Origin of the sequence: Pseudomonas fragi, assembly GCF_025426255.1 — a bacterium.
In the GTDB taxonomy this organism is placed as follows: Bacteria; Pseudomonadota; Gammaproteobacteria; order Pseudomonadales; family Pseudomonadaceae; genus Aquipseudomonas; species Aquipseudomonas kulmbachensis.
Genome location: NZ_CP104861.1, coordinates 2,674,790 through 2,699,984 on the forward strand (window position 1 = coordinate 2,674,790; position 25,195 = coordinate 2,699,984).

Annotated in this window: 25 protein-coding genes and 2 pseudogenes; 4 read left to right on the top strand and 23 right to left on the bottom strand. The window is 50.6% G+C overall.

Translation table 11 applies throughout. The features are described 5' to 3' along the window. Positions 1-7: 7 nt before the first annotated feature. The 8 genes and pseudogenes from tnpC to N7D90_RS12170 all read right to left on the bottom strand — a co-directional run. A pseudogene (gene tnpC / locus N7D90_RS12135) lies at positions 8-1,007 on the bottom strand (IS66 family transposase); the annotation flags it as partial. 240 nt (positions 1,008-1,247) lie between these two features. Continuing rightward, positions 1,248-2,201: a plasmid partitioning protein RepB C-terminal domain-containing protein gene (locus N7D90_RS12140; RefSeq protein ID WP_261738245.1), complete on the bottom strand. Its 954-nt coding sequence runs from the start codon at positions 2,199-2,201 to the stop codon at positions 1,248-1,250. Positions 2,202-2,211: 10 nt separating this feature from the next. After that, a complete protein-coding gene (locus N7D90_RS12145) occupies positions 2,212-3,105 on the bottom strand; it encodes a plasmid partitioning protein RepB C-terminal domain-containing protein (protein WP_261738246.1) in 894 nt (297 codons plus the stop codon). Beyond that, positions 3,102-4,598, bottom strand: coding sequence for a recombinase family protein (locus tag N7D90_RS12150; RefSeq protein WP_261738247.1), 1,497 nt, complete (start codon positions 4,596-4,598; stop codon positions 3,102-3,104). Before N7D90_RS12150 ends, N7D90_RS12145 begins: the two co-directional genes overlap by 4 nt. A 403-nt stretch (positions 4,599-5,001) precedes the next feature. Then, positions 5,002-5,415 carry a hypothetical protein gene (locus N7D90_RS12155; protein WP_261738248.1) on the bottom strand — a complete coding sequence of 138 codons (414 nt, stop codon included), beginning with the start codon at positions 5,413-5,415 and terminating at the stop codon, positions 5,002-5,004. 3 nt (positions 5,416-5,418) lie between these two features. Beyond that, positions 5,419-5,823 (bottom strand): DUF6957 family protein, encoded by a 405-nt coding sequence (locus tag N7D90_RS12160; protein ID WP_261738249.1) that lies wholly within the window; start codon positions 5,821-5,823, stop codon positions 5,419-5,421. Positions 5,824-5,936: 113 nt separating this feature from the next. Continuing rightward, complete coding sequence (locus tag N7D90_RS12165; RefSeq protein ID WP_261738250.1) at positions 5,937-6,665, bottom strand: metallophosphoesterase family protein; 729 nt, start codon at positions 6,663-6,665, stop codon at positions 5,937-5,939. Positions 6,666-6,668: 3 nt separating this feature from the next. Next, the gene (locus N7D90_RS12170) at positions 6,669-6,899 is read right to left on the bottom strand and encodes a hypothetical protein (RefSeq protein ID WP_261738251.1); all 231 of its coding nucleotides are present in this window, start codon (positions 6,897-6,899) and stop codon (positions 6,669-6,671) included. 599 nt (positions 6,900-7,498) lie between these two features. Between N7D90_RS12170 and N7D90_RS12175 the strand changes: the two genes are divergently transcribed. Beyond that, positions 7,499-7,957 (top strand): helix-turn-helix domain-containing protein, encoded by a 459-nt coding sequence (locus N7D90_RS12175; protein ID WP_261738252.1) that lies wholly within the window; start codon positions 7,499-7,501, stop codon positions 7,955-7,957. A 460-nt stretch (positions 7,958-8,417) separates the two neighbouring features. On the opposite strand, the gene N7D90_RS12180 is transcribed toward N7D90_RS12175, so the two are convergent. Together N7D90_RS12180 and N7D90_RS12185 are read right to left on the bottom strand one after the other, a co-directional pair. Beyond that, positions 8,418-8,687: a hypothetical protein gene (locus N7D90_RS12180; RefSeq protein ID WP_261738253.1), complete on the bottom strand. Its 270-nt coding sequence runs from the start codon at positions 8,685-8,687 to the stop codon at positions 8,418-8,420. 19 nt (positions 8,688-8,706) lie between these two features. Beyond that, the gene (locus N7D90_RS12185; protein WP_261738254.1) at positions 8,707-9,060 is read right to left on the bottom strand and encodes a hypothetical protein; all 354 of its coding nucleotides are present in this window, start codon (positions 9,058-9,060) and stop codon (positions 8,707-8,709) included. Positions 9,061-9,628: 568 nt separating this feature from the next. Here N7D90_RS12185 and N7D90_RS12190 point away from each other — a divergent pair. Further along, positions 9,629-10,593 (top strand): annotated as a pseudogene (locus N7D90_RS12190) (IS5 family transposase). Between the two features lie 138 nt (positions 10,594-10,731). Here N7D90_RS12190 and N7D90_RS12195 read toward each other — a convergent pair. From N7D90_RS12195 to N7D90_RS12245, 11 genes are all read right to left on the bottom strand, one after another. Beyond that, entirely contained in the window at positions 10,732-12,534 is a 1,803-nt protein-coding gene (locus N7D90_RS12195; protein WP_261738255.1) for a hypothetical protein, read from the bottom strand. A gap of 31 nt (positions 12,535-12,565) precedes the next feature. Next, positions 12,566-13,504 carry a TniB family NTP-binding protein gene (locus N7D90_RS12200; RefSeq protein WP_261738256.1) on the bottom strand — a complete coding sequence of 313 codons (939 nt, stop codon included), beginning with the start codon at positions 13,502-13,504 and terminating at the stop codon, positions 12,566-12,568. Further along, positions 13,501-15,255 (bottom strand): integrase, encoded by a 1,755-nt coding sequence (locus N7D90_RS12205; RefSeq protein WP_261738257.1) that lies wholly within the window; start codon positions 15,253-15,255, stop codon positions 13,501-13,503. Before N7D90_RS12205 ends, N7D90_RS12200 begins: the two co-directional genes overlap by 4 nt. Positions 15,256-15,349: 94 nt before the next feature. Further along, complete coding sequence (locus tag N7D90_RS12210) at positions 15,350-15,871, bottom strand: hypothetical protein (RefSeq protein WP_261738258.1); 522 nt, start codon at positions 15,869-15,871, stop codon at positions 15,350-15,352. Between the two features lie 366 nt (positions 15,872-16,237). Beyond that, a complete protein-coding gene (locus N7D90_RS12215) occupies positions 16,238-16,624 on the bottom strand; it encodes a nuclear transport factor 2 family protein (RefSeq protein WP_261738259.1) in 387 nt (128 codons plus the stop codon). Between the two features lie 50 nt (positions 16,625-16,674). Beyond that, positions 16,675-17,055 (bottom strand): nuclear transport factor 2 family protein, encoded by a 381-nt coding sequence (locus N7D90_RS12220; protein ID WP_261738260.1) that lies wholly within the window; start codon positions 17,053-17,055, stop codon positions 16,675-16,677. A gap of 68 nt (positions 17,056-17,123) precedes the next feature. After that, the gene (locus N7D90_RS12225) at positions 17,124-17,867 is read right to left on the bottom strand and encodes an SDR family oxidoreductase (RefSeq protein ID WP_261738261.1); all 744 of its coding nucleotides are present in this window, start codon (positions 17,865-17,867) and stop codon (positions 17,124-17,126) included. 80 nt (positions 17,868-17,947) lie between these two features. After that, complete coding sequence (locus N7D90_RS12230) at positions 17,948-19,045, bottom strand: alkene reductase (RefSeq protein ID WP_261738262.1); 1,098 nt, start codon at positions 19,043-19,045, stop codon at positions 17,948-17,950. 54 nt (positions 19,046-19,099) lie between these two features. Further along, positions 19,100-19,681, bottom strand: a complete 582-nt coding sequence (locus N7D90_RS12235; RefSeq protein ID WP_261738263.1) for a TetR/AcrR family transcriptional regulator — start codon at positions 19,679-19,681, stop codon at positions 19,100-19,102. Between the two features lie 66 nt (positions 19,682-19,747). Next, positions 19,748-21,004, bottom strand: a complete 1,257-nt coding sequence (locus N7D90_RS12240; RefSeq protein WP_261738264.1) for a cation:dicarboxylate symporter family transporter — start codon at positions 21,002-21,004, stop codon at positions 19,748-19,750. Positions 21,005-21,117: 113 nt separating this feature from the next. Continuing rightward, positions 21,118-21,543 carry a VOC family protein gene (locus N7D90_RS12245; protein WP_039762906.1) on the bottom strand — a complete coding sequence of 142 codons (426 nt, stop codon included), beginning with the start codon at positions 21,541-21,543 and terminating at the stop codon, positions 21,118-21,120. Between the two features lie 154 nt (positions 21,544-21,697). Here N7D90_RS12245 and N7D90_RS12250 point away from each other — a divergent pair, with 154 nt between their 5' ends. Further along, positions 21,698-22,576, top strand: coding sequence for a LysR family transcriptional regulator (locus N7D90_RS12250; RefSeq protein ID WP_261738265.1), 879 nt, complete (start codon positions 21,698-21,700; stop codon positions 22,574-22,576). Between the two features lie 102 nt (positions 22,577-22,678). Here the strand turns inward: N7D90_RS12250 and N7D90_RS12255 are convergent, their stop codons facing one another. After that, positions 22,679-23,437, bottom strand: a complete 759-nt coding sequence (locus N7D90_RS12255; RefSeq protein ID WP_261738266.1) for an SDR family NAD(P)-dependent oxidoreductase — start codon at positions 23,435-23,437, stop codon at positions 22,679-22,681. Between the two features lie 156 nt (positions 23,438-23,593). On the opposite strand from N7D90_RS12255, the gene N7D90_RS12260 reads away from it, so the two are divergent. Then, a complete protein-coding gene (locus N7D90_RS12260) occupies positions 23,594-24,493 on the top strand; it encodes an AraC family transcriptional regulator (protein ID WP_261738267.1) in 900 nt (299 codons plus the stop codon). A 64-nt stretch (positions 24,494-24,557) separates the two neighbouring features. Here the strand turns inward: N7D90_RS12260 and N7D90_RS12265 are convergent, their stop codons facing one another. Beyond that, positions 24,558-25,154, bottom strand: a complete 597-nt coding sequence (locus N7D90_RS12265) for a LysE family translocator (protein ID WP_261738268.1) — start codon at positions 25,152-25,154, stop codon at positions 24,558-24,560. Positions 25,155-25,195 lie beyond the last annotated feature (41 nt).

The window sequence follows — 25,195 nt, forward strand, 5'->3', positions numbered from 1 at the left end:
TATGCGCTTAGACGACCAAGTATAAGCGGCCAGCGAACACCACTTGCCCAGATGAGGCAGGCACCCACTGATGTGGCAGCAGTTGATTGAACTCGCTGGCTCGCTGCGTTGGAAGCCGCTGCAGCACATCCTTGAGATAAGCATACGGATAATGCCCATTGATGCGAGCCGACTGGATCAGACTCATGATCGCCGCTGCCCGCTGCATAGCGACCCAGAAAACAGCCAGTTCGACCGTCCAAGCGCCCATGGCCGGATCAAGTTCTCGATCTGGTTATTGTCGATGGGTACGGCACCATCTTCCAGGTAGCGCGTCGGCGCTACCCAGCGTTTAAGGCTGTGATCCAAGGCCTTTGCCGTAGCCAAGCCCTCGGGCACTAGCTCGCGCTGGGCCAGTATCTATACATACAGTTGCTCCGCAATGGGCACAGCCGTTTCCTGGCGTAATCGCCAACGGTCTTCGCCGCTCATTTCTTTGGCGTGTAGCTCGACTTCGTATAGCCCGCCAATCGAATGGAGTGCCGGCTCCACCAATTGGTTCTATTGGCTACATGCAGATCGAAGAACTTGCTGCGCGCATGGGCCATGTAGCCAATTTCGGTGATGCCCAGCTCGAAGCTGGCCTAATAGCCAGCAAAGTCGTCACAGGCCAGCTTGGCGTTTTAGGCGCCCAGGAAGTTATGCGCATAATCGCCTGCACGGCCAGGGCTGAAGTCGTAGACCACGGCCTTGAATACCGAGAACGGCGTGCTGCTATAAGCCCAGACGTAAGCACGGTGGGTTTTCTTCTATCCTAGCGACAGCATTTGTACTGGCGTTTCATCGACATGGACTACGCGCTGGCCCAGCACCGCTTCGCGTAGCGCATCTGTCAGCGGCTGAAGTTGCACGCCGGATTGCTCCTCGCACTGCGCCAGTGTCGAACACGGGATGGCCAGGCCGGCACGGCCGAAGATCTTTTCCTGTCGATAGAGAGGCAGGTGGTCGGCGAACTTGGCAACTTGGATTTAATGACCTCGCCTTTCAGTCGAGCGGGATGATGCATTTCACCGAAGCTTCGTGTCCATAGGTAGCTGATTTGGCCAGACTCTGACCCAATAAAAATGATGCGCGGACTCATCGCGGAAAAAAATATTGTGGCCTAGTGCCTGCTTAGACATTTAAATATGGAAAGAAAATCTGGCAAGCCGAGATGATCAACTAAATTTGACCTTACAGTCACGACCGCAAATCGGGTCACTGTCAGGTCAAGTCTGAACTTCTTCATCTGATTCCTCGGTTCCCCACGGCAGCTCCGTCAGCTCCGCGATGGATTGGAACTCTTTAAGGTACTCAGGTTGATGCTTGGCCAGCCATCGGACAACGGTAGCGTTGGCAAGAAGCTTGGTTAGGTAACCTTTGATGACAGTTAGATGCAGTACGTCTGGGCCATAATCGTCTTCCACTATTTTGATCTGCATCTGCAAGGCGGCAAGTTCACGTTCCAACCGAGCGATTGATTCAGCAGAGACTTGTTGCTCTGGTTGGATTTTTCTTTGAATAGCGAGTTGATCGGACGGTGTGGCGGCCAAAAGTGCCTTGGCGAGCATGACTGAGAAATTTTTGTTTCCTGCCATCAATTCAGCAACTTCGATCTGTCTCAGGGGTTTCATTTGTCTTAAAAGGTTGAATACATTGGCTGGGCAACTTGTATCGCGCAAAAGGGCAATAGCCTCCTCGCAGACGCCATTGAGCAGACGAAATTTTTGTTTAATCGTCTGCGGTGATAATCCAAGGGCTTTACCTAGACGTTCCGCCGAGACACCACTTTCCATAGCTCGAACAATCATTTTGTTACTCTGGACAGCAGAAAGCCTATTGGTACGCTTGTTGTAGGAGTACGTGTCATCGTCAGTCGCCACTAAGCAATCTACGTCTAATTCTCCCAGATCTTTCAACGCCTCAACCCGCAGATGGCCATCCAGCAAAAAGTAATGCCCGTCGCGCCCGGGGACAGGCGTAACAGCAGGCGGTTCTACCAAACCCACATCCTGGATCGAAGCAAGTATTTGTTGATATTTCAGACTTTCTTTTACTGATGGCCGTGAGACTTTAAGAGGAAGAATATTGGCCACTCTTATTCGAACGCATTCACTCAAAAAAGCACTTTTAGGCACAGTAGCTGGATGATGGCTGGTAGGCTCGGGTGGCTGATTTGACATCGACGTCCCCTTATTGCTTTAGTCGAGCTTGTATAAGTTTCGGCAATGAGTCCAGGCACGCGGTAGAGAGCAGTTGTGCGAAATCCCTGATGGACAACAGTTCTTTGATAGCTTGCGTGGCGAACACCACTCGATCATGAGTGAAGGCTGCTTTTTTCACCATCAGACGCTGGCGTTCGGCCTCTCGTTCAAAAAGACGTCTCAGGTCTACAGGAGTCATTCGTTTCTTCTTACTTTGGCTACCTCCTAACGGGTTTCCACGGACAAGCTTGCCCTTTTTGGCCCGTAACTCTAGAAGATGTCTCAGTTTTGTAATTTTCTTCCCCCTTATTCCTCGTTCGTAAGCGTCAGTGAGTACGTTTTGTATTTCACTCTCCGAACTGCGGGCGATATCCGTGGCCATGCTTAGAGGAATCAAGCCCGTTTCAACTGCAGATAGGAGCTTTTCTTCGCCGCGCTCCAGCAGCCCCGTAATCATGTTTACCCATGAGGACGTGGTGCCAATTATTTGTGCGATTTCCGTGTCTGTTTTACCACGCTCCTTTAGGCGCCCAACTTCGTTCATCAGGTCTATAGGACGATGCTGTCTTCGAGCAACGTTCTCTACCAGGCTCATGACCAGACAATCTTCCTCTACCGCATCGATGACAAACGCCGGAATCTCTGTAGCTTCTAACGAAAGGAACGCTTCAAGGCGACCTTGTCCGCAAACGAGGTCGTAAGTGAGCAGTCCTTGCAGCACAGTCCTTCGACTGACGGTAATTGGACGTTTAAGGCCTACCGTCTTGATATTCTCGATAAGCTCACGATGAATTTTCTTGTTTCTCGAGCGAGGGTTCAGGATGTGGATTTGCGCGATAGGAATGAGCGTGACGCGATCACGTGATGCAGATGGTACTGTCATTGAAAAGCCTCCTTTAGGGAGCAACGCGCTGCCAGCCCATCAAGTACGTCCAGCGTTGCGAAACAGTAGCTGTCTATCAAGGGGCTGTTTTCTTCGGTCATTTTTTGTGGCCATGTCCCCATGTCTATGCAGGGAACAAGGTAATAGTCCCTCACTTGAAGATTCGCTTCTTCCATACGCACAGCGATAGTGATGTCGGGCGTTAGGCTATTGTCGAATCTAAGTTTCCAGCGAAGAGTTCCAGCAGGTGTAGCCTGGCAACGGGCAATGACTACGGATGCTGTCCATTCATCGTTAACGGTCAGTAGGTCATTTTGATTGTTCAGTTCGACTCCCGCTCCAACGCGCTCGAAATGCTTCACTACGTCTTCAAGAACCTGGGGATGCAATTGTCTAAGTGACCGATTAATTTCAAGGTATCGATAGTCTCGGTCTGGTGTGTAGCCGATGAGAGTATAGGCACGCAAAAGCCCGCCGAAGCGGCTTACATAGGTCGTGCTGGAAGGCATGTTGTCCTGCTCGTCGATGAGCATCCCAGAGAGAGTGCCTGCGCGCTTTAACAGGGTGCGAAGCATCTCTAGGAGCTGTGCGTCGTCTAGGCGCTGTGAGCGCTGCAAGATGATTTCACGTACATCAGCAAATACGCCCAGTGAGACAATGCCCTGAAACGCCCCATCGCAGCGAATCCACTTGTCTGGTTCGTTACGAGTGATGCGTTTACGTAATTTCGAGGATGTCTTGTTATAGACGTTGTTGCCGATGTATTTCTCGTTAGTCAGCACCTGATGCACGCTACCTCGATTCCAAGGGCGCTCAAAATCGGTAAGTACACCTTCAGCGTTCAGCGCATTGGCAATCTCACATTCGCTCATCTGCTCATGTACGAATTGATAGTAGATGCGTTGAATGATCTCAATTTCGGTTTTCGGGCCGGGAATTAATATGACTCTATCAGTCTGGATGCTCTTCTGTTGACCCCGCGATAGCTCTGCTTTGAACTCGTTTCTCTCATCGATCAGAGCACGACGCAGTCCATACCCAGCAGGCCCTCCTTGGTGAAAACCCTTCTCGACTAGACGGCATTGGCCTGCGAAAACTTTTTGGGACAACTCACGGCTGTACTCGCCGGCCATGGATCTCTTGATGCCTTTATATATAGTTGCCAGTGGCGAACCGTCGTTTTCGAAGGGCTCCGCGCAATACACCACATTGATGCCGGAACTGGTACAAAGGTACTCGTAATGAGCACTCTCATCTGTGTTTTGAAAACGTCCCCAACGACTGACGTCATAGACCAGAATGACTTGGAATTGAGTCTTCCCGGCCTGTACATCATCAAGCAGTGTGCGCAATGCATCGCGACCGCCTATATCCAGGCCGCTTTTCCCTTCATCACGATAGGTGGTAACGATTTCCATGCCATGACTCATGGCATAAGCATGGATGGTCGCCGACTGGTTTTCGGTGGAGTAGCGTTGATGATCTGTGGACATGCGAACGTATTCCGCAGCCGGTACCAGGCTATCGGAGGAGTTTTCTGTTGTTGTCCGCGTACGTGGAGAGGGCAAGCAAGCCTCCTCTAGGTCAGGAAAATCCTGGCCCATTTGATTTAGCTTGGGGTTGATTTATGACGTGATGGTGACAAGGAACGACCGTTAGTCAGCCGTCGACGAGAGACTCCGACCGTGACTACCTAATTTTGAGCATTGTCCAACGGAGGCGTGAGTTTTAGCAGAAACTGCTGAACGAGTTCGGTTAATGAGTTTCACCGGACAGCTGCAATTTGAAGCGCTCCGCACGTCTAACTCTGAGCGCTGCAGATCAAAACCGTAATAGCCATCCAGCGCTCATCAACGGCCATGCACTCAAACCGCCACTACGCCAGAGATCAAGTATTCAATCTTCTGATTTGAGACGTTCATATGATTGAAGCAACTCAAGGAAACTACGTCGCCCACCGCCGCGCTTGAAGCTACCAACGAGGTAGTTTCCCTCCCCAGCTTCCAAAATCCAGAAACGCCCTTCTTTCCATATCCTTTGAATTTTTGTCGTGCAAATAATTCCTCCATTGGCTGTTCGATACGCCTCGTCTTCCTGAAGGTGATCGAAGAACACGCCAAGGCACCTGTCTTCAATGATCACCGCTTCGCTGATATATGCCGTAATGGCCACGGTGTATTTTCGAAGACTCGCCTGTACAAGACGACTCAGTTGAAAGTCACTGAGATACTTACTATGAAATTCGACTTCGATGATTTCTGGCATCCGGCCAAAGCTCCAAAATGACTCAACTGTATTTGCGGCAGTCATTACTTAACCGGCTTTCATAGAGAAAGCGGCACCTATACTGGCCTCTTTTCTAAGGCCCACCCCACAAAGGAGGTAGACTGTACTCTTGGTTTCAAACATGCAGCCTTCAGTGAAGGATTTGCCGAAGTTACTGCGTACCCACATGCCAGATTGAAAACGACCTTTACTGTCCAGCACGACTTCGTGAGCGAAAAGCGTCGCGGGAAGTAGACCGAGGCTCGTAAGCTTTTCCCTTTCAACCGGCGTCACGGTGAGGTCGATCAAGATCCACTGTTTCACCACACAGAATGCTTTGCCTGGGAATGTCTTTGCAGCCAAATAGATCAGTTCTTCTTCAGAGTCCTGCCAGCCAGGCGATTCATCTCCAGCTCCGTATAATAACTGCGAGATTTCATTCAAATTGACCATTCAAAAATCCCAGACTTGCACTAAAAACGAACCGTTCGAACGAGCTCACACCCGCTAGTTTTGATCTATCAACTCCGAGCCCAATGGAGGACGCCGACGAGATCTATTTACCCTCAAACCACCACCAAGCACTCAGGATCGAAGCCTGTGCTTTGACCCGGGTAACCGCGCGGATTGGAAATCACTCGGCACCCATTCTTGAGGAAGTCTGCTGCAAAATGCGTGTGCCCATGTATCCAAAGATCGGACTTGCTAAGTAACTCTGACCAATCGTTCGCATACGCTGCAGCCAGATGTCCAGGGTGATCGTCACCCAGGTGATCCAACACTGGTGCATGGTGTGTGACCACCACTGTTTTGCCGTCGAAAGGTCTATTAAGCTCGTGGGTTAGCCATAGGTGAGCTCTCATTGACTTAGCGACTAGGTCGTCTGGACGCAAGCGCCTGTAATCCAAGTCGGCTCGAATCACCAAAAAATCGTTCATCGAATCCCATGCAACTCGCTTTGCCGCAACCACATCACCCGTAGCCGAATAATCCGTCCAGGCAGTTGTGACCAAAAAGCGTGTGCCATCGAGAATGAGCATCTCGTTTTCGAGTACATGCACATGGGGCAATGCAGCTTCTTTCATCTTTCGCAATGTGTGACCTATGTGCCCGCCGTAATATTCGTGATTGCCACACACATAGATCACAGGGCACTGGAATGTGTCATTCGCCCATGAGACTCCGCGCGTTTTGATATTAATGTCGCCGGCGAGAATCACTACATCCGCGTCGCATGGGGTGGGATCGAACCTAGCGAACTCGAGGTGCAGATCTGAGTAGACTTGGATCTTCATGGATTAACCTGCCGCTGTTGTAGTGGCAGAGCGATTCGGGGTCTGACAGTCGGTGCAATGGAAATGCTTCCCGGCGGCAGTCAAGGCGTCGTAGATCATTCGAGTATTGCTGAGCAAGCCTGCGTCGGTGATGCTGGGCGAGCTGCTGTAGATTGCTCCGCTATCGACTTTATGGAGCAGCACGCACTCACCGTTTCTGTCATAGCCGACGATCACACTGATCAACTTTTCCATACGCTCTAAAGAACTCCCATTCATGCAGGGGGGAGTCACAACCTGAACCACCTCAATCGTGTGCTCTCGGCTCCGCTGTGAGATTAGGTGGGCCAACATAGAGGGGTCTGTTGGCATCATTTTTTTGAACCGAACCCCTGACCCATCACAAATGCGAAAGCGAACGTGATACCAAAAATCTTCCGAGTCTCGCTCGACCATCCGCCAAGCCGTGCGGCCAGGCCCTGGAAAGCCAAGGAAGCCTACAAGACAAGTTTCATCTGAAATAAACATGATGGTTATATCCGTACATCAATATTTCGGTTTGAGAGCTCTTAAAGTGTGAGTGACACCACCCGCCATAAAACGCTCTGCGGCGCTTCTTCTGCATTCAACGAGCATGGAAATGTGGCTTTCGGACGAAAAGGAATGAGTCCTTGCCGACTTTTTGCGTCCACTCATCAGGTGTCAATTTATGCCTAATGTTTTTTGTTGCACCCTTCTTGAAAGTATGATTAAGACAAGAAGAGCATAACGATACCAGACCCGCATACTCGATGTACAGAGTAGCTGGGTCTTAAATTTGCTGGCCTTATCCTCCGCTTTGAGGACAAGTCGTCATGCTGACTCAGAGTCTCGCGGTGGTGCTTCGCGCGCTACGAAAAACTAGAGAGCTCACTCAGGAACGACTCCCCTCTAGTAGGAGCTACGCCTTTGCCCTAGAGGCAGGTACGTCGAAAAATATATCGCTAGGCAAGCTGCGGGAGCTTTCAAAGAGCCTTGAGATCACTCCCCTGGCGCTTATGGTATTGTGCGAGTCTATCGAGAGTGGACAGGACTCTCTGGATGTCATAGGCAAGCTGAAGGAGGAGCTTCGTCATTTCCGCTCGATCGGCCTAGATGAGGAAATACGCGAGGAGCAGCGAAGCTCAAGCCTCGTATCAAAAGCCCAGGCTCGCGAAATCGCTAACAGCAAGAGACGCGCTGTCAAGCGGCTCAAAGAGGAAGGTAAATCAAGAAAGGAAGTCGCCGAAACGCTAGGTATTTCAAAGTCGTCTGTCCAGAGATTCTGGGGTTGATTGTTTCCAGTTACTCGCCTGGGCTCAAGTCATCGCTGGCTGGATCCATTTTGCTGAAATCTGTAGCTGACAAAAAAGCGAGTTTTCTCTGAGGAGAAGGAAGATGCTAAAAATCCGGAGTCTGTCAAAAAGCTCATGCGGGCGTCAGCTGAGAGGATTCTCGATTCGATCGCCAAGCTGACCGACTTCGAGGACGCCGGCGGGATGGAGCAGATTCGGGAGCAATTCGACATCACTGGCTTTCTAGTCAAGAGATCTCGCAGAAGACCTCTGAATCGCGAGAATGAGAAGGTGGTGCTCGCCCTTAAGGCTGAAGGTGCATCACCACGGCAGGCTGCTACCAGGTTGGGGTTGGCTCTGAGTTCAGTGATGGAGTATTGGATAAAATGACAAGTGACGAGCCTACCTCTGGGCACAATTGCCCCCGACAACGCATTGGACGATTAGCACCGTCTACCTATCATTTCGTAGTTTTGCCCGTAGGTACGCGTGTGGATTTTGGACTCTTGGCCTGAGCTAGACAGTCAGATTGCATCTTTTCCGCACGTCCTGGGTCTATCAAACGAACAATGTCCACAGCCATGAATTCATAGTTCTCAGCCAATGAGTCCAGCTCAGATAAAAAGGATACTGCCTTAGCTACCTCTGGATCGCGAAGTAACGGTAGCAAAGTCTCATACTCTTTAGTTATGCGGTTCGTGATAAAAAGAAGCTCTTGAACGCGATCCATTTCCTCTCAACCTCATACTTTATTGTTCAGCTTGCTCGATGGTTGACCTCGAACAGTCTTCGCCATGCTTAGCTAGCAAAGTTGGCTCTTTCTGATCGGCATAAATATCTACGAGTTGCTTAACTGCCTTAGTGTTAATTGACCCCACCCCACCAGAGAGTGCTTCAACCGACCCTACATATCTGCTCACCAAAAGATCGACTACCTCGCCCAAAGAATAACCATACTTGCCCCTTAGTTCTTCCAGCTTACGGAAAAACTCTACGTCTTGAGCATACTCGGGTTCTTTTTTTCGCTGCTCAAAGCCCCGAAAAACTTTTTCGAATTCATACTCTAACTGCCGAGCCTCGACGAGAGGATGCGAGCGCGCCATAACTGATCCTTTCCAGTGGTATCACACCGTCATCCTAGTTTAGCCTAAATCGCACCCGCCAATGAAAAGCTTGGCACTACTGTCAAATAATATTGACGATATTGAAAGCCATTAATTTTCAGTATGTTATGCTGGAATCATAGGCTATGACGTACGCCTCAGGTAACCGTCAGTCAGAATTCCCGGAGAGGCTAAACCTTGGAATTTTTAAGTGAAAGCCGCTCATGTGCTCGCTTGTAACACCTCAAGACTCTTACAAAAATGGCAACTATATCTATTTAATGCCACATGACTGAGCAAATTATCGTGTTCGGCTGGATCGTAATCTAAGGGGTTAAATTGCTTTTTGACAATACTTGCCAATTGTCGGACTAGAAATTTGCTGCCGGGTCAGTCCAACTCACTGAGATAGCAGGAAATAATTCTTTGAAAATACCTTAAAGCCACCAAAAATGGATTTGTCGGCAAGTCACAGTTACCTGTACTGACCAACTCCCTAAGGAGACGCTGCAAAAATAGCCAACCGTCCTCACCCATGGCTCACTGAGCTCCAACTGCCCCCCCCTAACTGAGCCTTATTACGCACGTGAAAAATATATCCACGCTCGAATACACCGGCAAAAAAAACAGCCCCATCGCGATGGCTTTTGGGCTGACCTTGAACGGTTTGTATCCTGAGCACAACTGGAAACGCAGGTGATTTCGTTCTACAGCAACGCTACAGCCCAGCGCCGGCGTTCCTGTGATTGGGTGGTCGCGCATGCTGAGCATGTTTGTTGTGCAGCAGTGCTTCGGTTTCTTTGATGAAGGTTCCGGAGATGCCGTATACGACAGCCAGACCATTCGTGGTGTTATCTGCGTCGATTTGGGCAGTGAGTCGGCATCGGATGCCGCCACTTTACTGCGCTTTGGACATTTACTGGAAACACATCAGCACACGCGAGCGTTGTTTGAATCGATTAACCAGCATTTGGCCAGCCTGGGTCTGCTGCTCAAAAGAGGCACCATTGTCGATGCCACTTTGATCGCCGCACTGCCCTCGGTCAAAGACTCGCGCGATCCCGAGATGCACCAAACAAAAAAAGAGATCAATGGCACTTGAGGATGAAGGCCCACATTAGTGTCGGCGCCACGTAGGGTCGGGTTCACAGCTTGGTAGGAACGGTCGCCAACGTGGCGAATAACGCCTAGGTCGAACAGTTGCTTCACGGTACCGAAACCTACGTTTCGAGCGATGCTGGATACAATGGTTCGGCCAAGCGGCCGGAGCATGCTAAACGGAACGTTATTAAGTCGGTACAGCACGGCCAAGCAGTTACAAGCACCTTGCTATTCCGGGACAAGCGCAAAAGCGTACACGCTAATATGCACTTAATTGCCACGGTCAAGAATCTTTCCAAGTGATCATAGTGCATTTAAATTATCGAAAGTTTCATTGCTGTGGACTGGAAAAGAATACGCGTAGTTATTCAGTCTGTTCGGGTTAGGAATCTAATCCTGGCCAAGCGGTATTTGCAACAGACGACGGGATAAATCCGTTTGGCGAGACTGTTCCACAAAATAATAAAATGAGTGCAGAAATCAATCCAGAAACGCAGAATAAGCTCGACGGGTTGAAAAAAACGACTTGAAAAAGCAGGACGTGGTGAACGGTTAATTGTTCATGTCTACCTAATCCAAAGCCCAAATCACTTGATCTAAATCCTCACCGGTGAGCGTGCTGCGGGCCAATGCGATCAGCTCTTCCCGGATGAGTCGTCCATGTACACCAAGCCCTACACGTTTGATCTCAGTCCGATCCACTGGGAATGGAAGAGAGTACGGCCGGCATACATCACGAATTAGCTGAGCCTCATCGCGGGTAATCAAACCAAAAGCCACGCCAAGCATCCAGTATGCAACCGCTAACTGACGGGGAGTAGCCCATGAATATCGGGGGGGAGAATCGATAAAGGACGTGTCGAGAGTGAGGTTAGCGTTATTACCTTTGCGTTGAGGAAAGAAGAAAGAACAAGCAAACCCAGGAGCCTTCCGCCAGGAGGGGTCGCATAGCCACACGCCTAACAAAAATTCCACCACCCGCCTGGATGGCTTTGGAGTCTGGTTGATTTGGAAATCTGTGAGAATCCAGTTCTGTACCCTAGCAGTCAACCGAAGCAGCATTTCGTTATCTGCGACGGCTTGCATGCCGTTACTGATGAGGGGAAAGCTAACGAGCAACCTAGAACTTGGGCTGCTGACGTACTCGCAGTATGCACGCCATGCCTTATCCAGCGGGGAGTAGTGAGGAGTAGAAAGACATTGCAGCATTACCGGAGGCTCATGCTCGAGGCAAACACACATATCCAGTCGGCGCCAAGCCAAACGCCAAGCTGGAAGCCCAACCTCCTTGATATCCACTTTTTGGCATTCAGGGCAGTAGCTTGTACTCTGCCCGAATGGAAGATAGCTACTAGAACAACACTCGAAAGTATCGAACATTTCTTGCTCCCCGCTACTGAAGCACTTCCTGATGCTAGACAACTCATACAGCTTATCGGGATCAACCGCTACACGAGCGCAATGGTTGGCGAAAATCTCTACTGCCTCAAGGTGTGAGGTGTTCTTAGCTTCGACTGAAAGCCTTCCCATCCATGAAGAGAAAGATTCTCCACTCCTAGGCTTCAGTAGCGGCCATTTAAAATCTGCCGACCTACAAAACCCTAGATTATCAGCATCAGCCAAATGTAGCTGCACTAACTTGACCGCACTACCAATAAAACCCTTAGACTTAGCATGAATTGCCTTTACTTGCTCAGGAGAAAGTAAAGCCACGTCATTTCGAGCTGACAGTATCTTTCGACAGACACCATATACAAACTTCTGAAATGTTTGATCATTGGCCATAGGCACAAGCTCAAACATGCATGCAGGCACATTAGCCCCTGAAGTGGCATACTTAAGTTTCTGAACTGATTCTTGATTCGCGAATGCGACAACTGAAATGCTGGCGAAACGAGTAATAAGCTCTTGCATACCCAACAAAGATTGAAGGGAAGCAATCAGCTTTAACGAAATCCATTCATGCGCATCCCGAACAATTATTACGTCGTAATGTCTATCGTTTAGAAGGTGCCAATATACCTCATTAAGGGTCGATTTTCCTTTATGCTTTTTGAATTCTACTGATACCTCTTCAGGGAGCTTAAAAGAGCACACCAAATCAGAAGAGAATAAGGTTGTCTGTTTTTCAGGATGGCGCTCAACTGATAAAACTCTCTTGCCTTTCGAAATCAGCTGAAATTCCAGCTGATAAGATAATGCTGACGATCCTGAGCCAGGCGACCCTGCAACCAAGAATAATGGGGCTCTAGTATAATCATCTCTCTCTGCTGTCTCATTACAAATTGAATCAATGAGCGCCGTGAGGACACGTTGATTGCCTGACAAACAAGACCATAGCGCGCTAGCAATTGATGCTGAATGATTGAGCATGATGTTCTCCATGCGGGCTCAGCAGTTACTTTTACAGCCTGGTATACCGATCTAGATAAGCTTGAGTATCAACTTTGTTTGTCATTATACAAAAAGCTCTATCTAGAGATTCGGAGTTGAGATATTCATCACCGGACTCTATTGCAATCTGTGATGCCTCTCTGAGAATTGCGACAACAGACCTCAACGGAGAATATAGCTCTTTTTTGATATCAGTAACAACCGTTCTTGCTGCTAATTTTAAAAGTTTCACGCAGAAGGAATTATCAATAATAGACTCTTGTCGAAGAGGCATCATTTCCACAAAACCTTTTGCGAACGCAATAAATGAAGGATTGCATGTCAGCAATGGTAGAGTGGCTAAACGCAAATTAAAACGACTACTTATGGTATCATCCAATCTAAAAAGCTCTTCAAGCTGGTCGGGGTCTCCCATTAGGCAAATATTGAACCCCCAATTGAAGCCAGAGAACCCTTTTACGGAACCGAAGTTTACTTCTCGGTGCCGGTCAGTCAATCCCTTATAGAGTAATTGAGCCTCATCAATTACCGCCCCCCGCACGTTATTTTCTTTGATAAGCCCCTCAGCAATAGCAAGATCCCGATAACTTCTGTTTAGCGGCTTTTTGGCAGGGCTGAATTGAATACCAATCTCCATTAGCATCAGCTTTGTCAAGTCCAAATTTGCAGGATTTCTGGCCAGATCGATATAAATAATTTTTCCTGGCCAATCGGAGTTTGGTGCGCAGCTATGCTTCGCCATATAAGCTCCAATCGTGCTTTTACCCTGTCCAGACTTCGCTTTAATCGACATGCCCGGATTGTCGGAAAGTCTTGGAAGTGTGAGCAACCTTTTATAGCTGTCAATTGCAATCATAACTTCCGGCCGCATAATAAAAATCTCTCGCATGCAAGAATTTATGCGCTGTTCTTTAGGTAGGGCGACAAGGTGATTATGATCAGAATTCATAGGTCGATACCTTTCAAAGGCTTAACATCGGCCGCATCAACCATTGACGTGTTTTTCTCTTTGCTTTTAACTTTACCAAGTTCAGCCTTGGAAAATGGCCCAAACCTTTCACTTTGCTCCGCATTGGCCGCATTCCGAGCTCGCTCCCGAGCCTCCTTTTCCAGCTTTTTCTTGAACTCACGCTGGCTAAGATGTATGCGTTCACCATCTGCAGTTAATTCACCAGGTTTCGGTTGACCGTAAAGTTTAGCCTTCCATGCAAGCATTGATATTGGGCCGTCTTGATATGGTCGAAGCTCCTCCAAGTCTGGCCCTAAGCGCTCAATGCGCTTCCACTGACCATCAGACATTACCCAAGCCCGATCGATGTTCGAATTATCAATTTTCACTCTTACATGAGCGCCGGTTTTACCGAAGTAAGGGCCAGGATCGTAACGTAACGCCATCTGTATCAGTATCGCATTCTTCCTAACTTTCACATGATGTTCATGGTACATGCCAATTATAAAGCTTAAAGGATCTTCAAATCTGGGCGGTGTGCGAATTTCGCCATTGTGTTCGCCGTAGTGATTCAGAAATCGCTGATTGGCCGTGAATCCATCAGAGCCAGTTTTTTCGTGCCGTCGACAAATTTCAATAACAATCATCTTAAAAACCTCATCAAGGTAATATATGGATGATTGCTCGATTTTATTTCCACGAGGCTTTTTTCCAGAAGATGGCACCGCACCTTCTAAGGTTTGGATAAAATAACGATTGATAATCCCGAGTCCTCGCTCGATCGAACCGCCACTTTGCTTGCGTTTTCTTCGGGCATGCTGAACGTCATGACTCTCACATGCTGCCTTCACTGTTTTCGCGTTAAGATCGGGGCCGCCGTCGACAAGAAGTAAGGACATACGCCCGTACTGAATCCATTTGTAGACGTCGTCAAGTCCCAAAGAACGGAGCAGATCGTCTTTTGGTTTAATCGCCATATCTAAAGCTTGCGCCAAAGTCCATCTGCTCGGCGCACCGAAATAAAGTGCAAATCCGAGATACGCTTTGCTAAACTTATCTTTAATCAACATGAGATAAGGTCTCCCGAGCAGCATTCCAGTCTGCCTGCACCTCACATGCATATCGAGTGGACTTCCATCAGCTTCAACAATTTCAAGGGGGGCGTTGGCTTTCATTCCGAAGGGATAACTGCCAAATTTATCCCGAGCAGCTTCTATCCCTTCTTTCACCTTGACCTGTTCGCGCTCATTATGGATTGCCCGCAAACGCCTTCGTAGAGTACTCCTTGAGGGGGCGACCATTCTCCCGCATAATGAAATAATGGAATCAATTACCCGTTCCTCATTAGCACCTGGGCCTGTATAGTCTGATGCAGCAACGGTTATGATTAGCTCTTCTATTTCAAGCGGGAATTTAGTGTCCCCCTTTTTTGGGCCAGGCTTTCCTGAAACAAAAACTGACCAGTCTCCGATAATCAGATATTCATTCTTTAGCTTTCTGACCATCGTAGTTTTAAGCCCAAGCAAAGTTTTTGTCTCTTCGAGGCTGATAACGCCAGCTATCAACTTGTCAAATATTTCCTGCCGACCCGTAGCATATAATATTTCCTCATCGGTATACGGCGATACAGGGCGATTATCATCCTCAAAAACTGGAGCGTCAGCCAAAATCTCTTCTCTGATCTTATTTAAAGCATCATCTGAAGCGGCAGCCACATTTTCTTCAGTGGTTCTGACAATGTCGCCACTCACCGAACTCCTAACTATTAACTGGTGCTCCGAGCCGTCATAATTCACAACAGTGAACATCCCTGACCTGTCTCGCAAGGCGACTAGGCTACCAACTTTATACTTCATCGCATTCAGCTTCAGCACCTGAATCAGTGCTCGATTGCGCCTTTATACTTGCTAAGCGAACTCTTACAATCGATTCGGATGGGTTCTCCATACCTAACTGATAGCAAAACCAGCACACGTCCTGATAAAAAACTTCGATCGAACGTTCGAAGCCTCCATTATCCTGCTCGCTAAGCACGATAATCAGGAAATTTACCGTGGCATCAATTGCATACTGAGAGTTACTTTCGAAGGCAGAGCTAACATATTCGCTCAGGTATTCAGAAAAATTCGAAAACGTCACATGAACAGAAGCGTCTGTAGCTTTTTCTTGATCAACAACTGCTCGAACATGCTCGCGAAAACGTTCAGCTGGCTGGGCCTCAACAATGACATGCTTGTAGGGCAGCCAATATGCGTTTCCGTCTAGTAACCTGCAGATGCGTAGCTCGCCCTTTTGGGAATTGGATCTCAGGACGTAGCACAGATCTGTGCTACGGGTCGTGTGGACGAAGGAGCCAATGCTAATCATGACGCAGGCCTCTGAAACGTTCTCCATAAGCCTAGGCCCCGGGTGTCATCCGACCAGTACCACTTGTCAAAAAAACACAGAATCGTAACCTATTGATTTTCATATAGGAGATTTCAAAAACTTGTGTTTTTTTGGTTCCAATTTGTCACCAAATTATGAAAAGTTAATATTAATTTCAATTAATACAACGAATTAGGTCACGCTCACTTGTTAGAGAAAATGAACAAAGATCGCTCCGGCTCCGGGTTCCGATGCTGTGCGATCGCTTCGTGACCTCGCCCGACGAGTTGCTTAACCAATCGCTTCTCCATTTGACGATGAATAAGCCCCGATCCCGGCATTGACTCAACCGGGATCGGTGAATGCTCAACCTTCGAACTGGTAATAAACCTTGGCGATTACCTTCCAGGCGCCGTCGATTTTGATCAGGGTCAGGTAGTCGTTGTAGTCGGCACCGATCGCATCATTTTCCATATCGACACGCACCACGGCTGTCGTGGGTGTGATTGCCAGTATGTCGAGCCGAGTTGTAATTTTTGGGGCGCTGCCGTTCTTCTGAACGAAATCAAACAAATTTTTGATCGGGCCGCCAAGCAGCTCACCATTTGTGAAACCGTACATCACGGCGTCTTTATGGAACGCCTGAGCAACGCCTTCTGCACTGCCCACACGCAGACCTTCAACATATTGATTGGCAGTAGCGATGACAGCGTTGTACTCGGAAGTTGGTACTGCTTTGATGTTCTTCGACATGGTTCTCTCCTTTCATTAGGGCGACGTAAAACACACCTCGCCAGAAGCGCTCAAATGCTCGGATGGGTGTGGTAAATCTTGCTGACGATCGTCCACTTGCCTTCTACCTTCAGCAGGTTGAAGAAGTCGGTGAATCGAAACCCCGAAACATTGTCGGTATCAACACGCGCACTGGCGGCAGTACCCACGATGTCGATGCGAACGATCGCAGCTTTGGCTTCGGGAGATGGGCGGAAAGAGTTGTCGATGACGTCGTACAGATTCTGGATCGCCCCGCCGACGAGCTTGTCGCCGTCGACGCCAAACATGGTCGCTTGCTCGTTGAACGCGGGCTTCATCAAAGTGCTGTCAGCCTTGGCGCCACCCTCGTTGTACTGACTCAGAACAGCAACGATCGCGTTGTATTCCTGGACGTAAGTTGGATTGCTCATGATGTACTCCTGGTTGCATGTGCCGGTGACCCTTTTGGTCAATCGGACACGGAAAACTCAAACGACAATTACCAATCCTGGCGAGTCGGCGAGATGATCAAATCGTTGACGGTGACATTTTCCGGTTGGTCGAGGGCGTAGATCACTGCGCGGGCAATATCATCAGGCGCAATGGCAATCCTGTTCAGCGCTTGGGCAGCCTTACGCCCTTCAGGATCACTGACCTTGTCTGCCCAGCCGGTATTGATCACCCCCGGGCTGACGGTGTTGACACGAATGCCATGCTGCACGCCCAACTCCTTTCGCATGGATTCAGTCATGGCCTGGACGAAAAACTTGGTTGCGCTGTAAACACCCGCCGCCGGGCCGACCTGATGACCTGCTACAGAGTCCATGTTGAGAATCTGCCCGGACTTCTGTTCAAGCATAAATGGCAACACAGCAGCAATAGTGTTGAGGTAGCCCTTGATGTTCACATCGATCATCTTTTCCCAGTCCTGCACGGCCAGATCGACCCAGTTGGAAAAGAGCATCAGGCCGGCGTTGTTGACCAGGATGTCCACTGCGCCATAGGTGTCTTGTGCAAACTTCGCGAGCGCTTTGGTTTGATCCAGATGGGTAACGTCTGCGGTGAAAGCGACCACCTCGCTCCCGGCCTCACGCAGCTCGGCAACAAACGCTTCCAACCCGTGCTGATCGACTGCTGCTGCCACGACGCGAGCGCCCTGTGCGGCCAATGCGCGGGTGGTGGCCGCACCAATGCCGGAAGATGCGCCAGTGACGATGGCGACCTTGTTTTGCAGATAATTCATATTTAAGTGCCTCTTGTGCGGCGAAAATGCTTTCGCGACCGAGCCTCCCCGCGCCGAACTGACGCCGAGGAAATCTCTAATTAGTTGGAGTTGGCCGTAGGCCAATCGATGTAGCCCTTGGCGCCTCCGCCGTAGTAACTCTCGCGCGGGGCTATGGTCAGCTCGACGCCGCGACGCAGGCGCTCTACCAGGTCGGGGTTGGCAATGAACAATCGACCAAATGCCACGGCATCAATCCGCCCTTGCGCCCTGCGCTCCAGCGCCATTTCCAGGTCATAGTTGTTGTTGCCAATGTACGACCCTTCGAACTGCGCACTCAGATCCACTCCCTCGGGAACGATACGAGAGGTGGCGGTGGCGCCTTCAACGAAATGCAGATAGGCCAAGTTGAATCTGTTCAACTGCTGAATGAGGTGACCGTAGGTCGCCATGACGTTGCTGTCTGGAGGCGTGTTACCGGCATCAGGAGTTACTGGTGAAAGGCGGATGCCGACCCGGTCACTACCCCAAATCGCCACCACGGCTTCGGTGACTTCAAGTGTCAGTCGTGTCCGATTCTCGATGGAGCCGCCGTACTGGTCAGTCCGCTGGTTGGTGGAATCACGCAGGAACTGGTCGAGCAGATAGCTGTTGGCAGAATGGACTTCCACACCGTCGAAACCGGCTCGCTTGGCATTTCCTGCCGCATGCCTGTACTGCTCGATGATCCCCGGGATCTCTGAAGTCTCAAGCGCCCGAGGCATGGACACTTCGACCATGCCATTGTTGGTATAGGTGGTACCTTCGGCCTTGATTGCCGAGGGCGCGACCGGCGCTTCGCCGTTCGGCTGCAACTCGACGCTGGAGAAGCGACCTACGTGCCACAGTTGACTGACGATCTTGCCGCCTGCCGCGTGTACTGCGTCGGTGACTTTTTTCCAGCCTGCCACCTGCTCTTCCGACCAGATACCCGGCGTCATGGCATAGCCACGCCCCTGAGCTGAAATGTTCGTGGCCTCGGCGATGATCAGGCCTGCGCTGGCACGCTGGGCGTAGTAAGTCGCGTGCATTTCATTCGGCACGCCGTCGTCGGCCATTCGGCTACGCGTAACGGGCGCCATTACAATTCGGTTAGCCAGTTGCAGCGCGCCCATATTCATGGGCGAAAAAAGGTCGGTGTCTACAGCAATATCAGTCATAAAACTCCAATTAAGTAGACCGGTCGTCTAGTAAAAGTCTTAAAAAAAACGCCCCTATGCCAGCAGGCGCTCACTCGTCATTAGTGCCGTGTCAAAAGCAGCTGTTGTATTGCGCACTTTCACCAGCAGTGATGCCCCCAACCACAATTGATACAGCGACTCAGCCAGTGCTTCTGCGTCTTGGGTCGAAGTGATTGAGCCATCAGCCATTCCTTGCTGAACACACCGCTTGATTCTCTGGATGATCAGCGCGGTGCCCTCCTCCAATACGCCGCGCATATCTTCCGACAGGTCGCACACTTCGGCGCCGAGTTTCACCACCAGGCATTTCTCCTCGGGATGATCGAACGCCTGCGTCTTCGCCCAATAGCGCAAATAGCCAAGGAGCCGCTCGGCACCCGTCCCTTGCGCCGCCATAACAACGTCTACCCGCCCGATGTACTCCTGAAAGTATTCTTCCAATAGTGCCTGGCCGAATTCCTCTTTGGAGCGGAAGTAGTGATAAAACGACCCTTTGGGTACACCCGCCGCCTTCAGCACTTCCATAAGACCGACAGCGGTGTAGCCCTTGTGGGTCATCAATGCCTTCGCTACATCGATGATGTGTTGTCGCATGTCTTGAGTAGGTTTTTTCATAGTGGGCAAAGCCCAAACAAAACTAGACCGGTCGTCTAGAGCCGCTATTGAGTATCTGACGAACGACTAGACGCTAGCGGCTGGATGAGCCCGCTCGGGTTCCAGTTCGACCCTTTCCCACTTGGCGATCACCAAAGGTGCGATGGCGTTGCCCAATACGTTCAAGGTGGTGGTACCGCTGTCGATAATCCTGAAAATGCCGGCAATCAACGCCACCCCCTCCAACGGCAACCCGGCAGACGCCAATGTCGCTGACAAGATGATGATGGCAAAACCCGGCACCCCTGCTGCGCCCTTCGAAGTCAGCACCATCGTCACCACCAGCAGGATCTGCTGCGACAGCGACAGGTCGATGCCATAGAGCTGCGCCACGAAAATTGTCGCCACACCGAGAAAAATCGATGCGCCATCCAGGTTGAATGCATAACCCACCGGCACCACAAAACTGACGATCCGACGCGGTACACCGTAGTTCTCCAATCGCGTCATCAACTGCGGCATAACGGCGGCAGACGCGGCACTCGAAAACGCCAGAATCAACTCATTGCGAAAGTAGCGGATCAACTTGAAAATGTTTTCGCCAATCAAGTAGCAAATACCGCCGAGTATCACCAATGCGAAAACAATCAGCGCCAGGTAAACCACCCCGATTAACTTGAGCAACGGCAACAATGAGGCGAACCCAAACGTCGCCACGGTCGCGCCGATCATCCCGAACACACCGATCGGTGCGTAAGCCATGACGATTGAGACGACCTTGAACATCGCATCGGAAAGGCTCTGAACCACCGCGATGAAAGGTGCGCTTTTGTCCTTCGGCAGAGCGTTCAATGCCATGCCTAACAGCACAGCGAAAAACAGCACGGACAGCAACTTCGCTTCTGACATAGCAACCAGCACATTGTCAGGGACGATGTTTTGCAAGATGACCAATGCGCCTTTGGACGGCTCCAGAGTGATCGCTGCAGTACCGTGCGAAATACCGGAAATGTCGGTGCCCGTACCCGGCTCGAAAACGTTGGCGAAACACAAGCCAATGACAATGGCCAAGGCGGTAATGGCAAAAAAGTAGCCCAGCGACTTTATCCCCATGCGACCAAACGACTTGTTATCGCCACCGCCTGCGATGCCCAGGATCATGCAACAGAACACAATCGGTACAACCACCATCTTCATCATCTTGATGAAGATATCGCCGAGTGGTTTGAGGATCTCCGCACTCACCCATGTCTGATAATACGGATGCGTATTGAAGTACCAACCGACAAGCACGCCAAGCAACAGCCCGGCAACGATTTGCCACACCAAGGGAATACGTTTCATGTCTAGCCTTCTTGTTGGAATGAAAGGTCTGCGTCTATTCGCAGTTGCTAGAGTCATGAGCTTCCAGCTCATTTGAGATCAAATGGCACAACGCAGTTGTGCCATGGGTGTTGTTACTTGGCGAAGAGCTGGCTCATATCCTTGAAAGCCTTGAACTCAAGAGCGTTGCCGCACGGATCAAACAAAAACATGGTGGCTTGCTCACCCACTTGGCCTTTGAAACGTATGTACGGTTCGATCACGAATTCGGTACCAAACGACTTCAGACGTTCGGCCAGTGCCTCCCACTGTTCCCAACCTAAAATGATGCCGAAGTGCGGAACTGGAACATCGTGCCCGTCGACCGGGTTGCTATGAACGCTTTCCTGCGAAGCGGTTTTTGGATGTTCGTGAATCACCAGTTGGTGACCATAAAAATCGAAATCTACCCACTGCGTGCTGGAGCGCCCTTCTTCAAGACCAAAAACCTCACCGTAAAAGGTGCGAGCTGCAGCCAGGTCGTAAACGGGGATTGCGAGGTGGAATGGCGAGAGGCTCATCAGAACTCCAAATATTTTTTGTTGGTTGGCGAGTATTTCCACCGTCATTGGCTCTCTGGATTCAGCCGTTGCCGGGGGTGGAAAACATCGTAAGACGGAAAACAGAACATAAAAATCAATATATATTTCTTAGAAACACAATTAATATTTGTGAATGATCAAAGAACTGAAGACACTCATTGCTGTGGCGCGGGAAGGCACATTCGCCGCTGCCGGTAACAAGATCGGCCTGACTCAGGCCGCCGTAAGCGCGCAAATCCAGCGCCTGGAAACCGAGCTCGGTTTTGAAATTTTCGACAGGAAAGGACGCTCAGCCCATCTCAACAAAATGGGCCACCAGATACTTCTGCAGGCGCAAGAGCTGCTGAGGCTTTATGACAATTTGGGCTCTACAACGCTGGGCAAGCCTCCCAGCGTGCTGGTCAACATCGGTGCGATTGCGTCCGTGCAGCGCTCCTATTTGCCCGATGCGCTAGCAAAGTTTCACCAACAGTGTCCGCAGTGCCGCACACGTGTCATCCCGGGCCTTTCAATGGAGCTGGTGAACCTCGTCGACGCCGGTGAGATCGACATGGCCGTGATCATTCGCCCGCCCTTCTCCCTTCAAAGTGACCTGCGCTGGACGACGTTGGCACTAGAGCCCTACCGACTGATCGTGCCAAGTGACCTAGAGGGAGAAGACTGGTCGGAACTGCTGTCCAGCCAGCCATTCATTCGTTATGACCGATCATCCTTCGGCGGCAGACAGGTCGATCGTTTCCTGCGGCAGATGCATTTCACCTTGCAGGAGGTTTGCGAACTGGATGAGCTGGAGGCCATCATCAAGCTAGTTGAAAAAGGTGTAGGCATAGCGCTGGTGCCACAGACAGAACTTCATCAGGAATGGCCCGCAGGTGTACGAGCGATCGATTTGGGACAACACACCTTTCACCGGGATATCGGGCTGGTACATCGGTCTCGACACAGTTTTACGGAGCCTGTGCGAATTTTAGTTCAGCTTATAAGTGATCAGGTAATAGCCGTTTCTAAATAACAGCCTCCAAGCAAAAAGGTCTCTTAGGGGCCCTTTTGTACCCAAACCGAAATCACTTGGAGTGTAATGGTCCAATGATTCCGGACACCCATTCAGGTGTGGCTAGAGCAACTGGCCGCCCGAAATATCAAACGTCGTCCCGTTAGCCCAGGCCATGTCATCCGACAGGATGGCCGCAACTGCACCGCCTATATCGTCCGGAAGACCGACACGACCCAGAGCGATCCCTTGTGCCACATAGGCATTCACATCTTTGTTGTCGCGTACCGCACCACCCCCAAAATCGGTTGCGATGGCGCCTGGGGCAATCGCATTCACCCGGATTTTCCGCGAACCGAGTTCCACGGCCATGTAACGGGTCAGCACCTCGACTGCTGACTTCACCGCTGCGTAAACGCTGTATCCCGGCAGAGTAAAGCGCACGAAGCCGGATGAAACGTTCAAAATACGACCGCCATCCTCCATGAGTGGTAGCAACTTCTGAGTCAGGAAAATAGGCCCGCGAAGGTGCGTGGCGATCAATGAGGCAAACTGGTCTTCGGTCGCATCAATAAAGTTTGCAAACAGACCATTACCCGCATTGTTAACTAGAAAATCAAAACGCTCGCGGCGAAAAACGGTCTTCAGGATATCGGTCACTGCGTTCGAAAAAGCCTGATAGCTAGCGGTATCAGTGATATCAAGCGCCAGCATGGCGGCCTTGCCGCCCTGCGCTTCGATTTCCCGCATCAGCGATTCGGCTTCTGCCGCGCCACTGCGATAGGTACCGATGATGTGGACGCCGCGCTTGGCGAGGTGAAGAGCCATATTGCGGCCAAGGCCACGGCTGGCGCCAGTGATGAGAGCGATCTGGTTGGTCATGGGCTATCTCTGTAGGTTAGTTGCGCCTTTCGGTGCATTCTTGACCCGCTCAAGATAGACAAAACCCTGTTTGTAACCCACGCCCAATATGCTCAGTTTATTGCCTGATTGTCTCAATTACCTTGCGTGGTGACGCGGCATTGGCATAATCGTTTCATGAATAACGATCTTGCAGCGCACCTTGAAATTGCCCTGCGCCATGCGCCACCAGGCTTGACTATCACACGGATCCCGCGGGTAGACATCTGCGTTGGACAAGGCTCTACCGACAAGACGCCATGCCTGTATCGCTCGATGATCTGTTTCATCCTGCAAGGCTCGAAGCGGGTTGCGATCAACAACCATCTTCTGAGTTACGACAGTGAGCAATACCTCATCAGTGCCCTGGATTTACCCTTGAGTGGGCAGATTCTTGATACTGATGAGGGGCAGCCCTACGTTGCGGTATCGCTAGTGCTGGATCCGGCTATTCTGGCGCAATTGGCCGTGACCATACCTGCGGTCAGCGAGAGCGAGCAAAAAGGAATGGGGATCACAATAAACCCGATGACCAGATCGCTGCGCGACACATTGCTGCGCTTATTGTCATTACTCGACACGCCTGCCGACATTCCGGTTCTCGGCCCGATGGTCGAGCGGGAATTACTTTATCGTCTACTGCAGGGCCCACAGGGCCGGCTACTGCGCCAAATAGCCCAACCCGATGGCGCTCTGGGCAGCATCCGGCGGGCAGTTGCCTGGATCAGGGATAATTACAGTGTCCGACTTCGTATCGAGGCGTTATGCGATGCAAGCGGAATGAGCCGGGCAAGCCTGCATCGCCATTTTCGATCGATGACAGGCCTCAGTCCCGTTCAGTATCAAAAACAGCTCAGACTGCAGGAAGCTCGCCAGCTTTTACTTGCTGGCGAGCATCGCGCATCTGATGTGGCTTACGCAGTAGGCTATGAAAGTGCATCACAGTTTAGCCGCGAGTACCTCCGGCAATTCGGTACACCGCCAGCACGAGATGTACGACAGATACGGGAGTCGATCGGCACTCCAACAAGGACGTAAACACAAGACTGACTTTTTGGCTTCCTGCGTTCTCATTTTGCAATACCGTCTCGCTCTATAAGACTTATGCCAGCACTGTCAGCCAGGCCGACACTAACAGCAAGAAAGCCAAAGCATGATTCATGCGTTTGAATGCCTGTGGTGAACCAAACGCCCGGGCACTGCCTGCGCCGAGTAACGCCCACAGGGTCATGCACAGCACTGAGACCAACAGAAACAGCAACGACAACACCATCAGCCGCATGGTGTTATCGCTGCCACCGGCAAATACGCTCACCACTGCTACTGCCATCATCCAGACCTTAGGGTTGACCAATTGCAAGGTGGCGGCACCGAGCACGCTGAGACCATCTTCGCGCGAGGAAGGCGAATCCAGGGTGGGCGGCGCGCTTTTAAATATCTGCCATGCCAGCCAACTCAACCAGAGCACCCCGGCCCAAGCGATCATCTTCTGCACTCGCGGAAACTGCAGCAGGGTTTCACCCATGCCGAGCCCGACTGCAAGCACAATCAGCGTCGCCGCCAGGCATGCGCCAAAAATGATGGGCAGTGTGGCGCCCAGTCCCCAGCGCGAACTATGGCTCAGCACCAGAATATTGGTCGGCCCTGGGGTGATCGAAGCAACGAACGCAAACAGCAGGAAAGGCAGCAAGGACTCCATAAGTCAGTCTCCCTGAAGGCGTATCGAAGGGGCAGAAAAGA